The 13,806-nt window shown below is 39.5% G+C and carries 14 protein-coding genes; 11 read left to right on the forward strand and 3 right to left on the reverse strand.

Translation table 11 applies throughout. The features are described from left to right. Window positions 1-325 precede the first annotated feature (325 nt). From sigX to M3196_RS20255, 8 genes are all read left to right on the forward strand, one after another. The gene (sigX, locus tag M3196_RS20220) at window positions 326-871 is read left to right on the forward strand and encodes an RNA polymerase sigma factor SigX (protein WP_251324147.1); all 546 of its coding nucleotides are present in this window, start codon (window positions 326-328) and stop codon (window positions 869-871) included. Beyond that, window positions 858-2,027 carry a hypothetical protein gene (locus M3196_RS20225; protein ID WP_251324148.1) on the forward strand — a complete coding sequence of 390 codons (1,170 nt, stop codon included), beginning with the start codon at window positions 858-860 and terminating at the stop codon, window positions 2,025-2,027. The genes sigX and M3196_RS20225 overlap by 14 nt, the downstream gene beginning before the upstream one ends. A gap of 115 nt (window positions 2,028-2,142) precedes the next feature. Continuing rightward, complete coding sequence (locus tag M3196_RS20230; protein ID WP_251324149.1) at window positions 2,143-2,601, forward strand: C40 family peptidase; 459 nt, start codon at window positions 2,143-2,145, stop codon at window positions 2,599-2,601. Window positions 2,602-2,792: 191 nt separating this feature from the next. Continuing rightward, window positions 2,793-5,822, forward strand: a complete 3,030-nt coding sequence (locus M3196_RS20235) for an efflux RND transporter permease subunit (protein ID WP_251324150.1) — start codon at window positions 2,793-2,795, stop codon at window positions 5,820-5,822. A gap of 574 nt (window positions 5,823-6,396) precedes the next feature. Further along, window positions 6,397-7,362, forward strand: a complete 966-nt coding sequence (gene uvsE, locus M3196_RS20240; RefSeq protein WP_251324151.1) for a UV DNA damage repair endonuclease UvsE — start codon at window positions 6,397-6,399, stop codon at window positions 7,360-7,362. A gap of 170 nt (window positions 7,363-7,532) precedes the next feature. Further along, window positions 7,533-8,258 (forward strand): SDR family NAD(P)-dependent oxidoreductase, encoded by a 726-nt coding sequence (locus tag M3196_RS20245; RefSeq protein WP_251324152.1) that lies wholly within the window; start codon window positions 7,533-7,535, stop codon window positions 8,256-8,258. After that, window positions 8,258-9,283, forward strand: coding sequence for an S-adenosylmethionine:tRNA ribosyltransferase-isomerase (locus tag M3196_RS20250; protein WP_251324153.1), 1,026 nt, complete (start codon window positions 8,258-8,260; stop codon window positions 9,281-9,283). Before M3196_RS20245 ends, M3196_RS20250 begins: the two co-directional genes overlap by 1 nt. An 11-nt stretch (window positions 9,284-9,294) precedes the next feature. After that, the gene (locus M3196_RS20255) at window positions 9,295-9,639 is read left to right on the forward strand and encodes a VOC family protein (RefSeq protein WP_251324154.1); all 345 of its coding nucleotides are present in this window, start codon (window positions 9,295-9,297) and stop codon (window positions 9,637-9,639) included. On the opposite strand, the gene M3196_RS20260 is transcribed toward M3196_RS20255, so the two are convergent. Then, entirely contained in the window at window positions 9,627-9,938 is a 312-nt protein-coding gene (locus tag M3196_RS20260) for a metallophosphoesterase family protein (RefSeq protein ID WP_251324155.1), read from the reverse strand. The two genes, M3196_RS20255 and M3196_RS20260, sit on opposite strands and share 13 nt — an antisense overlap. Then, window positions 9,901-10,062, reverse strand: a complete 162-nt coding sequence (locus tag M3196_RS20265; protein ID WP_251324156.1) for a metallophosphoesterase family protein — start codon at window positions 10,060-10,062, stop codon at window positions 9,901-9,903. Before M3196_RS20265 ends, M3196_RS20260 begins: the two co-directional genes overlap by 38 nt. An 83-nt stretch (window positions 10,063-10,145) precedes the next feature. Here M3196_RS20265 and M3196_RS20270 point away from each other — a divergent pair, with 83 nt between their 5' ends. Together M3196_RS20270 and M3196_RS20275 are read left to right on the forward strand one after the other, a co-directional pair. After that, entirely contained in the window at window positions 10,146-10,328 is a 183-nt protein-coding gene (locus tag M3196_RS20270) for a hypothetical protein (protein WP_251324157.1), read from the forward strand. 17 nt (window positions 10,329-10,345) lie between these two features. Then, complete coding sequence (locus M3196_RS20275; RefSeq protein WP_251324158.1) at window positions 10,346-10,852, forward strand: DUF6886 family protein; 507 nt, start codon at window positions 10,346-10,348, stop codon at window positions 10,850-10,852. Between the two features lie 580 nt (window positions 10,853-11,432). Here M3196_RS20275 and M3196_RS20280 read toward each other — a convergent pair. Beyond that, window positions 11,433-13,274 carry an LTA synthase family protein gene (locus M3196_RS20280; RefSeq protein WP_251324159.1) on the reverse strand — a complete coding sequence of 614 codons (1,842 nt, stop codon included), beginning with the start codon at window positions 13,272-13,274 and terminating at the stop codon, window positions 11,433-11,435. Window positions 13,275-13,398: 124 nt separating this feature from the next. Here M3196_RS20280 and M3196_RS20285 point away from each other — a divergent pair, with 124 nt between their 5' ends. Beyond that, window positions 13,399-13,800, forward strand: coding sequence for a VOC family protein (locus tag M3196_RS20285; protein ID WP_251324160.1), 402 nt, complete (start codon window positions 13,399-13,401; stop codon window positions 13,798-13,800). Window positions 13,801-13,806 lie beyond the last annotated feature (6 nt).

Raw genomic sequence — 13,806 nt, forward strand, 5'->3', positions numbered from 1 at the left:
CTTAAAAAACTGGCAAACTGGACATGGCAAGAGCCATGCCCAGCTTGATATCTTATCTAAAAAACGTTAAAAACAGGACAAACCCCTTTTCAATTTATATTGAAAAGGGGTTTTGTCTACGGTCTGAGACGCCGTACACGCGGCGTCTTTTTCTATTTAACGACTTTTTTTGTCTAAGAATTAATGCTTTTGTTGGTAATTATCGACAAATTGGTCCTTTCGAGACTCGAGAAATAGGAGTAGACTAGTAGAGTAACATATTTGTAATGTAACTTTTTATGAGTAAATACGACTACATAATTAGATAGACAGGGGGCCATCCAAGGTGAAAGAAACGTTTGACCGGTTATACGATGAATATCACCACGCGTTATTTCAATTTCTGTTTTACATGGTCCGAAACCGTGAATCGGCGGAGGATCTTGTGCAAGAAGTTTATATCCGGGTATTAAACGCGTATGAAAGTTTTGAAGGAAAAAGTTCAGAAAAAACATGGTTGTATTCCATTGCCAGGCACGTGGCCATTGACTGGCTAAGAAAACAATCCAGACGCAACAAGCGATTTATGATCTTTGACATTAAGGAAAATGAAAGTATACTGCGAGATCAGGACCCCCTTCCAGAAGAGTTAATAGCAAAGAAAGAGTCTTTTAAAGATTTATATAAAATGCTTAAACGCTGTTCTTTTGATCAGCAGCAGGTACTCGTGCTTCGGTACATTCAGTCACTATCTATCTCGGAAACTGCGCAAATCTTAAGTTGGACAGAAAGCAAAGTGAAAACCACCCAGCACCGGGCCATAAAAGAATTGCGCAAATGGCTGGATCAGCAACCGGGCCTGGAGGAGGAATTGAAAGATGGAACCAATTAAGTGGAGCGATGAAAAAATTGAACAGCATCTTAAGGATTTGCCACCTATTAAAGACCGTCAATCAAAACAAGAGCTATTTCTTAAGGTGCAAGCGAAGGTTCATTATAAAGATAGTAAAGGAAAAAGGCTTCCAACTTGGAGTCTTCCTGCACTTGCAACTGCTTGTGCACTTGTGATTTTTGGTATTTTTGTTCCGGATCTGGTGAAAAACGGTGGAAAGATGGAACACAATAAAATGGCCATCGAAGCTAACAAGTCATCAAAAGGAATGGATGCTGCTTCAACAGCGGATGAGGGTGTAAGTTTTAAAACAGAGAATAAAGCTTTTCCTGTCGCTTATCATGCTCCTTTACAAGGAAGCAGTATAGAAGGTACCAATCAGGATTGGGTGACGGTAGGCTATCTGGATGAACAGGCACAGCTCGTAATTCCTGTTAGTTTCGTAACAAAACCTGACCATTATTTAGATAAGGTGAACGAACAGGTGAAAAAGTTTGATCCAAAAGCAGCCGGTCTTTCAGAAAGTCCTCTGCAAAGAGCCAAAATTACAGAAGAAGAGGAAACCGTAATCATTGATTGGCCGGCAGGTTCTATTCATGAAACAGAGGAACCTTTATTAAAGAATTTAATTGCCTTAACATTCTCAAATGAGCAGCAAAAATATAAAGTAGAATTCCGAACAGATGGTAAAAAGGGATATGTATTCTCTAATTTGGGTCCAGTAGAAGATTGGGATCTTGAAGTTCCAGGTGCACCTCACTTCAGGTATGATACTCCAACAACAGATGTTTTCATTGTCAGCCTATTTTCAACAGGCCTTGAAGCAAAAGATATGCCAAAAGAGTTAGATGATGCGTTGGAGATTATGGATGAAGAACAAGGTCGTGGGTTAAAACCACTGCTGCCAAAGGATTTACAGCTTGAGGTCAAGGAAACGGGAGAGCATTCGGTAGAAATCACATTCCCCGATACTTTTAAACTCTCAGCAGAGAATACGGAGCACATTATGATGATTGATGCTATTTTGCTTACTGCTGAAAGCTATGACTATGACAGCATTAAGATAAGTAACACAGGATTGGATTCTATTGGACCTTACCAGCTGGAAGAACCGATTGAGGGGATCACCGGAACGAATGTATATTACTATCAATAGACTGTCGAAAAAGGCTGCAATTTGCAGTCTTTTTCTTATGAGGAAAAGGTAACTTTGCTGTTAAGCCCATCGACTAATAGAGTGTAAGAGCTAATTTAAGAGAGGATGTTTGTATATGAAACGTATTTTATTTGCATTTGTTTCATTAGGGCTCGCTGCAATGTTAATTCTAGGTGGTGTAACCGTAGCAAAAGCTTCTCCATCCTATGATCAGGAAGTGACCGAAACAGCTAAACTCTATAAAGGTACTCCGTTTAAATGGGGAGGCACAACGCCAAAAGGGTTTGATGCATCGGGGTTTACGAAATATATATTTAAATCTACTGTAGTAAATAAAGATATTCCAAGAACTTCTGCAGACCAATTCAAGGGCGGAACAGCCGTTGCAAAAGGAAAAGAAAAAATGGGGGATCTCGTTTTCTTTAAAACAAACGGTAAAAGTATTTCATTTGTAGGGATCTATCTAGGAAACAAGGAATTTATAGCGGCAACTTCTAAAGGGGTGCGCATACAGTCATTAAACACAAAGTACTGGAAAGACAGTTATGCTGGTGCACGTCGATACTTACCGTAATTTTATAGATTTTTACTGCTGTTCTCTACCTAGAGAGCAGCTTTTTGTTGAAATCATTCTATTTATGTATATTTGGTAAATTTTTATAAATGTTACTTGTTTTTCCTAATGAATCGTACTACAATATCCAAGTATTGTGATATTTTTAAGCCTTTTGTACTAGTGGTGCGACAGTGGATGGAGGAAGGAATATGTTGAAACTAACTTGGTTTTCTTTGAAGAACCGTTCAGCTATTGTAATTATGTGTTTGCTGATTTCTGCGTTAGGGGTTTATGCAGGGCAGCGCTTGCCGATGGAATTTTTGCCTAGTATTGATAATCCTATGGTTACTGTAACAACACTTGCGGATGGCATGGATTCAGAAACAATGACAGATACCATCACGGAGCCGATGGAGCAGGAGCTTCGTAACGTAAAAGGTGTCGAATCCGTTACATCCGTATCCGGACAGGGTATTTCTAGAATTGATTTAACATTTGATATGAAATCAGACATGAAGGAAGTAACGGCAGAGGTAGAGAGAAAGACGAACAATTTCCCTTTGCCTGACGGCATCAACAAACCATTCGTAGTCCAGTTAAACACGTCCATGATTCCAATTATGGATCTGACGATTAACAAAGAAAGCGCATTTACGACGGAAGATTATAAGATGATTGAAGAAGAAGTGATTCCGCAGCTAGAAGGTGTAGAAGGGGTCTCTGATGTTGCGCTATACGGAAAAGCAACTCGTGAAATTACGCTAACTCTTAATCAGGAACAACTTCTTGAGAAAAAGATAGCGGCTCCTCAGATCATGGCAGCCCTGCAAGGGAAAGATGTTTCACTTCCTGCAGGCAACGTAACACTTGAAGAAAAGACGAACACACTTCGGGTGTTAGGTGAGATGGAAGACTTAGATGCGTGGAAAAACATTGCTGTTGCACCAGGTATTTTATTAAAAGATGTAGCTGAATTAAAAGATGAACAGCGTCTTGAATCGTTTACACATGTTGATGGAAAAGACGCGATGTACTTATCTGTTACAAAAGAAGCTAGTGCGAACGCTGTCCAAATTGGAGACGATGTGCGCGAGAAGATGAAAGAAATCAATAAGCAGTATGGTGATTCATTTAAACTTTCCGTGTTCTATGCGACCTCTGACTCTGTTTATGATTCTGTTATGAGTATGGCAAAAGAAGTAGCCCTTGGAGCGTTGTTTGCATCCGTCGTTATTCTGCTATTCTTGCGGCACTTTAAATCAACGGTAATAGCGGTAATCAGTATCCCGTTATCCATTTTCTTAACACTGTTCTTATTGCACCAATCAGGGATTACACTGAACGTTTTAACCCTTGGGGGTCTGGCTGTAGCAGTAGGACGTTTAGTGGATGATAGTATCGTAGTAATCGAGAATATTTTCCGGCGCCTTCAAACGGGAGAGCGTTCTAAACAATTAATCGTAGATTCTGTCGGGGAAGTGGCAAAGGCTATTACTTCTTCCACGATTACAACTATCGCTGTATTTCTGCCGGTTGGTCTTGTAGAAGGAGCATTAGGCGTTTTCTTCATGCCATTTGCTTTAACAATGGTTTATTCGCTGTTAGCATCCTTGCTGGTAGCACTTACAGTGGTACCATTAATGAGCTACAAGATGCTGAAGAATGTAAAGGAACATACACCAAAACCACCTAGACGGTATTTAAACATTTTAAACTGGTCGTTGAATCATAAATGGATCGTTAGCGGACTTTGCTTCTTGTTATTTGCGGGTTCGATTGCCCTTTATATTGTAATGCCAGCAGGCTCTATGGCATCAGCAGATGAGAGCATGGTTAACGTTAATATCGAATATCCGGAAGATACATCTCTTGAGGCTGTAAAAGAAGGAACATACAAGCTTGAAGAAGTGATCAATAAATACGACGGTGTGGTTTCAAGCTACTCTCAAGTTGGGGTTTCAAGTGAAATGGCTCAATGGGGGATGGCCCAAGGGAACAATACAGCAAGACTGGTAGCAAAGATGGAAAAAGGTGCGGATACAGAAAAGTTTGTTGAAGACATGAAAGCACTTGAACAAGATTATGCACCTGCAAAAATTTCTGCATCAATGGCAAGTATGATGGGTGGAAGCTCTGATGCCATCAGTTTGAATATTACAGCTGAAAAGCAAGAGGACCTTGCACCAATGGCTGAAAAGCTGACAGCAGAACTGCAAGATGTTAAAGGACTTGAGAATGTCCAGTCCAACAATGAAGATTTAAAAAATGAATGGGTACTGAAAGTTGATCAATCTAAAGCACAAGAAGCTGGATTAACACCAGCTGGAATTGCCCAGCAAGTAAGAGGATTAACAAGCAGCAGCCCAGTCGGTCAAATTACATTGGAGGGCATTAAGCTGCCGGTCATGATGAACTATGATTTAACTGATGTAAAGGATCGTGACGATGTATTAAATACAACGGTTCTATCACCTGTAAAAGGACCAGTCACTTTAAAGAATGTTGCAGAACTATCCCTTCAGCCCGCAAAATCTCAAGTGTTCCGTAAAGATGGCAAAGAGTATTTGCAAGTGACAGGGATTATTACTGATAAAAACGTCAAAAAGGTAAACACAGATATCGCGAATATCCTTAAAAACATCGATAAACCAGCAGGCGTTACCGTCGCATTAGGCGGAGTAGGTGAAGAGATGAACGAGCAGTTTATGGATCTCTTCATGACGATGGGGGCAGCTATCCTAATTGTATACTTAATCATGGTGATTACATTTGGGCAGGCACGCGCACCGTTTGCGATTTTATTCTCACTGCCGCTTGCCGCAGTCGGTGCAATCCTGGCACTTGTTATAACACGTATTCCGGTTGATATCTCTTCATTAATCGGTGCACTTATGCTGATCGGTATTGTTGTAACGAATGCGATCGTATTCATCGACCGCGTTCAGCAACAGCGCGAAAAGGGTTTAAGTGTAAGAGTTTCGATCCTGGAAGCGGGTTCAACCCGTCTTCGTCCGATCCTTATGACAGCCGTTGCGACGATCTGTGCTATGATTCCGCTAATGTTTGGCGGAGCAAGCGGTAGTCTTGTTTCTAAGAGCTTAGCAATCGTTGTTATCGGCGGTCTGTCCGTATCGACTCTGCTGACACTTGTCGTCGTGCCGGTTATCTATGAAATGCTCGCAAATATCGGCAACCTGTTTAGACGTAAAAAGAAGAAGCGGGCAACAAAAGCAGCTTAATCGATTTAATAAAGCCACCTTGGTATGAAATGCTCCGAGGTGGTTTTTTGTATATCGTAAATTGTCTATATATATGTAAACTCGTGGATATATACTAAAAATATTTGGATTCGAGGTCGTTTTTCGTGGATTGAGAGCCAAAATTTTTGGATTCAAGGGTAAAACTCGTGGATTAAAAACGAAAATGATAAAATACACTTGGTGAGAAGCAGTATTGGAGGCGCTGGGATGAAGATAAAGTGGATAAGAAGAATATGAAGCTATATTTGTGCATCCACATGTTAAAACAGCTGAAATTTTCAAAAAAAACTACCCTATAGAACGTATTAACTTCTTTCTTTTCTCGATGTATACTCCCATTGTTGCAGAAGAGCATGGAAAAACGCATTTAGGAATCTCGGAAACTTTTTCCCTATATCAGACGGCCAGTATGACCACCCAAAGTGGCTGAATCTTTTTGATTAGTAATCTTATTTCAAAAGGTTAGCACAATCGGCTAAGCTTTTTTATGGTATTTGGTTAGATCTCAACTTCACATGGTCATAATGATAACAGATGAAATGAGGTGTGACCGATGACTAATATCCGGCTCGGATTTGTTGCGATGAGTATGGAACTTCAAAATGCTTCTCCTTCAAAAACGATGACATATAAACAATTTAGCCAGCTCCAAAACAGAGAAGCGGGCTTAAGAAAACTGGAACGGATTTCTCTTGCAAATGTAACGAATACATTACGGATTTTAAAACACGCAGCCGCTCACGATATAGCTTTTTATCGAATGACTTCAAGGATTATTCCCCTTGCCAATCATGGAGATCTGCTAGATTGGGATTACATAAGCCCTTTAGCTGATGCGCTTCAAGAGATGGGACAGTTTGCACGGAAGAATAAGATGAGACTCGATTTTCATCCCGATCATTTTGTTTTAATCAACTCTCCTAAAAAAGAAGTCCTGAAAAACTCTTTGAAAACGCTAAAACTGCACTATAAACTTCTTAAAAACATGGGTATAGACACGATGCATCGATGCGTGATGCATGTTGGAGGCAATTATAAAGAGGCAGATGTAGCACTCGAGAGATTTGTACAAAATTGGGCTTATGTTCCCGTTCAGATACAAAAAATGATCATGCTTGAAAATGATGATACTTCATTTACGATGGCTGATGTTCTTTATTTGTGTGAGAAACTTCAGATACCGCTCGTTTTTGATTATCACCATCACCTTGCTTACCATCACGATGAAAACTGGACCCAGCATTGGCCTAGGGTAGTAGAATCATGGAAGCAATCTCCGCTCCCGTTAAAAATACACATCTCCAGTCCAAAAAACGAAAGGCAGTTCAGGAATCATGCAGATTATGTAGATACGGACATGTTTTTTGATTTTTTAAAAGAAGTAAAAGGCAGTGTAGAACAAATAGATTGTATGATTGAATCTAAGAAAAAGGACTTATCCCTTTTTCAGTTAATGAGAGATATTAAAGAAAGAAAAGATGTTGAGATTATAGATGGAGCCTCATTCAGGCTCAAATAAAAACCTTGCTGCGGCAAGGTTTTTTCTATGTCTAAAGAATTTGTCGAAAGATTTGTAATACAAAGTCATTGACGAATGAAATTAATGGGAATTATAATTTAAATACTTAGTAAACATAAATGTATAAAAAGTATATAATAACTAAAAAATCAAATATTGGAGGAAATAACATGAAAAAAGTTGTGATGATAACAGGTGCTTCAAAGGGATTAGGGAAAGCGCTTACGCTTTATTTTGCTAAAGAAGGTTACAATTTAGCGATCTGTGCACGTAATGAACAGGGAATTGAAGAAGTGAAGAAGGAAGCAGAACAATTTGGTGGTGCCGTCCTAGCGGTTCGTGCAGATATGTCAAAATCAAAAGATGTGGAGCGTTTTGTTGCACTGTCAGAAGAGTACTTTGGGAAAATCGACGTCCTCATTAATAATGCTTCGATTCTGGGACCTAGCCCAATGCCATATTTGCTGGACTATCCTGAACAAGATTTTGAAGAAGTACTGCGTGTAAATACAATCGGACCATTCCTGGTGACAAGAAGAGTACTGCCGATCATGCTGCAGAAACAGCAGGGAAGCATCATTAACATCACATCAGAAGCCGGAGCAACAGGTTATGCGGGCTGGGGAGCATATGGCATTTCAAAATTTGCCCTCGAGGGTCTGACAGAGACATGGGCTGATGAAGTGAGTGAATCTGGTGTCCGTGTGAACATGGTAGACCCTGGAGAGATGGATACTGATATGCATAAGTTAGCTGTCCCAGACTGTGATTATGAACTTGCGAAACCTGAAGAAATTACTGCCGTGTTCGGCTACTTAGCATCAGATGCATCACAACATATAACCGGAAAGAGATTCGAAGCGCAAGAGTTTCAGTTAGAAGGGAGTGAAAACTGATGGAATCTGCAATGAAGTTTGAGCTTCCACAAGAATTAAACGCAAAAGAACCACCTGAACGAAGAGGGATTCGCAGAGATTATGTGAAGATGATGGTTCTAAACAAAACTACAGGCAGCAGCGAACATACTCAATTTTATCGTCTTGACCAATTTTTGAAGAAAGGTGATCTCCTTGTACTGAATGCAAGCCGTACCGTGCCAGCGGTTTTAAAAAGTATGAGAGAATCGGATGGAGCGGAAGTAGAGGTAAGACTGGCTCACAGAAAAAATGAATCTGTCTGGGAAGCACTTCCGGTTAGCGGGAAATTAACCAAAGGCGACGTCATCCGCTTCTCTTCCGCTCTCACGGCAACAGTAATCGCACAGTCATCAGATTCGCCATTTGTCTTACTATCTTTTAACCTGTGCTGTTCATCTCTATATAACCAGATTTATAGTCTGGGAGAGCCTGTGAGGTATGAATATATTCAAGAACCTTGGAATCTTGATTATTATCAGACTGTATTTGCCACAATTCCTGGTTCTGTAGAGATGCCATCAGCAGGGCGTGCATTCAGCTGGGAACTGCTTTTTCGTCTGCAGAAAAAAGGTGTCCGAATCGCATATATTACCCTTCACACAGGGCTTAGCTACCTTCTGGATGATAAGTGGCATAAAGGACCGGACAAAAACTTTGAAAACTATGAAGTTCCAAAAGAAACGGCAGAGTTGATCCGTGTAACCAAAAAAGCTGGCGGGAGGATAATAGCGGTAGGAACGACTGTCGTAAGAGCATTAGAAACGGTCGCACAGGAAAAAAGAGAAATCGAGGCTCATTCAGGCTGGACGAATTTATACATCACAGAAGATACAAAACTAGAAATCTGTGATGGTTTGATAACCGGTATGCACGAACCGGAAGCAAGCCATCTGCAGCTGCTCTCCGCTTTTGTCGACAAAGGTAAGTTATATGAAGCCTATCAAGATGCCATTAAACAACGTTATTTATGGCACGAATTTGGCGATATGAATCTAATTATATAGGAGACACAAGCATGCTTCATCACATTGGCATATACGTATCTGATATAAGAAGATCACGAACATTCTATGAAACAATCTTGCCCATTCAAACAAAAGAAGCTTTAATGTGGAACCAAACAGAGCTCATATTTTTAAAAGGGGAAGGATTCATGCTGGAGCTGATACCTGACACGTTTACTAACTCTGAAACTACTCACATTGCTTTTGCCGTTGAAGATGTGGATACAAAAATTAACGAGCTCAAACAAAATGGAATAACACCATCTGAGGGTCCTTATAATCTTGATAACGGCTGGTATACCGTTTTTTACGAAGGTCCAGATGGTGAGGAGATAGAATTTATTCAATCTGAATAATTAGTATGATGGAAGACTTCCATTAAGAAAGCAGCCGCTGGCACATTTAACTCTTTGTAAGCTTTAAATAGTCGTGTTCGGGCATAAGGTACACTTTTGAACTCAACACGAATTTTCCATTCGCTGCAATAAACCAAAGCATAACGAGCTTCAGCGACTGAATGGCATCCTAATGATCCAGGGTTCACAAAATGAGTTCTTTCACTTTTAAAATCATGAAGGATATGATGATGTCCAAAACCAATAAAGTCATTTTGTGCTTCATAAAAGCTTAAGTACTTCATTCGTGAAAGGACCAATTCCGATCTTATCACCTCCACAAATAAAGCGCTCTGCACCGTTCGAAGCAGCATCATCTATAACAGCTCGTAAAGCATCTATATTACCGTGCACATCTGTAAAATAAGCAAACAACGGCTTCAAAATATTCCCACCTTTAGCATGTTATCGATTATTATAAAAGATGACAAATGATTTTTATACAGAAAACTTTAAACGGAGGAAAAATGAGGAGAAAGAAAATAGCATTTGTTTTAGATATCTTTCTTTTCATTGCATCTTTGTTTAGTTTTATCTATACCGTATTTTATCAAGGCACTGGAATCAGCATTGTTTCTTTGGTCTTTATCCTTGTTTCATGCAGCAGTTTAATAAGGATTGTTCAAGAAATAAAAGAAGGATTTAAATAACCAAGGAGGACCTCAATATGCTCTATCACTTTTCAGAAGAAAATAACATTGAAATTTTCCATCCAAGAAGGCATCAGAGCTTTCCTGACCGTCCCGCAATGGTTTGGGCGATTGATGAAGAACGATCACCTCTTTATCTATTGCCGCGAGAATGTCCTAGAATTGGGTTTTGGGCTGCTCCTGAAACAAATGAGTATGACCGTGAAAAGTACTTACATACAACTTCTGCAGACAAGATTATTGCTGTAGAAAGCGGCTGGCTCGAGAGACTGCAAAACACAAAGCTTTATCGATATTCGTTTTCTCTGGATCATTTTACAATGATGGACGAAGGTGCGGGCTACTTCGTATCGTATGAAACGGAGCAACCACTAGAAATGGAGTCTGTTAGGCCACTGTTAGATGCATTGATTCAAAAAGGAGTGGAGCTTAGAATTATGCCTTCACTTCAGCCGCTTGCTGAAAAGCTTCCAAAGACCACATTGCACTACTCGATGATCAGAATGAAAAATGCAAAAAAATAGCTATTGAACGGGGTGCGACACAATTTTAGCAGAATCTGCTGAAGTTTGTGGAGCTGGAGGGCTTTTTTGTTGTTCTGAAGTGTGGGGGACGAGGAATTTGAGTGGTCGGAATTTGTCGAGGATTGTAGACTCGTGGATAAACAGCTGAAATTTTTCGATTGAGGGCTAAAACTCGTGGATAAACTAGCCGAATTTCTGGATTGATGCCGCTTTTTTTCTGAAATCGAACTCTTGGACAAGGCTTAATACCCTGGCAGGTATCGTATGAAAACAGTTTCGGCACCTGAAACAGCACCTGATTTGAGCGTTTTACGATTGGTTGAACCTGACTTGCTTAGTTTTTTGTAGAATCGCCTCATTTTCCCCCTGAAAATTGAAATATCCCTTCTAAAAATAACAGAAGGGACATCCACATCACGTTTAATTAATTAAAGGAGGCTGAAATGAAGATATACTATTTTGAGGAACTGACTTAGGATCTTCTGAAAACCGGTGGAAGGTCATCTCTTTTTCTTAGCCAGATCTGTTCTCGGTTTTCATCTAAAAATATCTCAGCTTTTTTAGCCGCTTCCGAACGGGGCTATTTTTGTTTTAAGAAGCGAAGCAGATCACCGTATATAATACGGTCAGACTGATCCAGTTCTTCTTTTGCTTTTTCCATAAAGGGTTCACATTTTAAAGGATCAATGGGTGCACCAAAAGGTTTGATATAACACGTTTCACTTGTATAAACGAAATCTTCGGTAACAAAAGATCCATTTCGAAGAACAGTAAGCTCATTATGATCCTTTGAAAAAAGATCAGTTCCAAAATGAACATCATCTTTCGCTTCAATTCCAAGCAGGTGAAGCAGTGTAGGTTTTAGATCAATCTGTCCCCCTACAGTTTCAATCTCTTTTCCCTTTTTTCCTGGAATATGAATAAACAATGGTACGCGCTGAAGCTCAACCTGATTATAGGCTGTAATGGATGCTTTTCCAAGAACATCAGCTATTGCTTCCTGATGACGTTCGGAGATACCGTAATGGTCTCCGTAAACGACTACAACTGAATTCTCATACAATCCGGATTCCTTTAAATCATGGAAGAATTGCCGTAAAGCCTCATCTGCATAACGGACTGTTGTAAAATAGCGGCTCACTGTTCCATCGTCCACCGGATATGGTTCGATCCATTGCTCTTCCTCATTAATCAAATAAGGATGGTGGTTCGTTAAAGTAATCATACGTGCGTAAAAAGGCTGCGGTAGATCTTTTAAATACGGTATGGATTGTTCAAAGAAAGGGATATCCTTCAATCCGTAATTTACCGTATTTTCGTCTGTGATCTTATAAAATTCTTCACTAAAAAATTGATCGTACCCTAATGTTTTATACATCACATCCCGGTTCCAGAAGCTTTTATTATTACCATGAAACACAGCAGAATAGTAGCCATTCGCTTTGAGGATTTCTGGCATGGCGTTATATTCATTCAATGGATGCGTCTGAAACACGGCGCCCCTTGGCAGCGGGTATAGAGAATTGTCTACTAAGAACTCTGAGTCAGATGTTTTGCCTTGTCCGGTTTGATGATAAAAATCAGTAAAATAATAGCTGGATTTTGCTAGGTCATTTAAGAAAGGTGTTACTTCCTCACCATTGATTTCATAGTTCATAACAAAACTTTGGGTTGATTCAAGTGATATAACAATCAGGTTTTTTCCTTTGGCAATCCCATATAATTCAGGATTTTTGGCAGTATCTTTATTTATCTTATGTAAAATTTCCTCTGCATCTATATTGCTTGCCAGTGCTTTCTGCATGGATGACTTAGATTGAAGCATGATGTCATAGAGATGATAATTAAAAGTACCCAAGCTCTTAACCAGAATTTCACGATCAAATGTCCGAGTTAACAGCTGTGGACGATTTATTTCGGCTAAAGTTAGGTGAACGGCTAAAATAGCTATTCCGAAGGCGAACAACTTTCTGCGTTCGATCGGTGTTATTGATAGATGTGGCTGCAAACCGGGCTTTTTTAATAGATAAGCCAAAAAAATAAGATCGGCAAAAAAGAGGATATCCGTTACATAAACCAGCTCATAAACACTATTGCCTATATCTCCGACGTTCTTTGTCTGAAAAAGTACAGGTATTGTGAGGAAATCTGTGAAAAATCGATAGTAAACGACATTAGCATATAATATAAGACTATAAATAAACGACATCCATATAATGACTCGTCTTCTTTTGGGAGGCGAACTAAAGTAAGCTATACAAAAATAGATTACAAGGAAACTTAGCGGATTGAAAAATAATAAAATTTCTTGCAGGAAATGATCTATTGGCAGCGTAAAAGAAACTTTAGAAACAATATATGTTTTTATCCAAAGCAAAAAAATAGCCAGGAAGATTGCTGCGTGTTTTGTTTTAGCGGTCATGTTAAAAAACCCTCCTGTGTAAAAACGGAAATCTTTACCATTGTAGGCTATTTCACAAGAGATTAAAAGTGATAGAATGACCTTTTTTATTTTTTAATAGATTTGCCAAGGAGTTAATACCAAAATGAGCACACCTCAAGGGCTTCATCACGTTGAAATTAATGTTCATAATCTTTCCCGGACAAAAGCATTTTATGGCTGGCTGATGGACGAGTTAGGTTATGATGTTTTTCAGGAATGGGATAATGGAATAAGCTATAAAAACGGCTCTGCTTATCTTGTATTTACGCAGACAGAGGAAAATTACAAACAATTTTCTTTTCACCGGAAACACACTGGGCTTAATCATTTGGCCTTTTGGGCTAAATCACGTGCGCATGTGGAGCACCTTCGTGTACAATTAAATGTGAACAAAGTACCTTTTTTATATAATGATCAATATCCCTTTGCTGGAGGCGAAGGACATTATGCTTTATTTTTCGAAGATCCAGACCGCATAAAAATTGAAATTGTGGCACCGAGGTGATGAAAA

Source organism: Fictibacillus nanhaiensis (assembly GCF_023715445.1).
In the GTDB taxonomy this organism is placed as follows: Bacteria; Bacillota; Bacilli; order Bacillales; family Fictibacillaceae; genus Fictibacillus; species Fictibacillus nanhaiensis_D.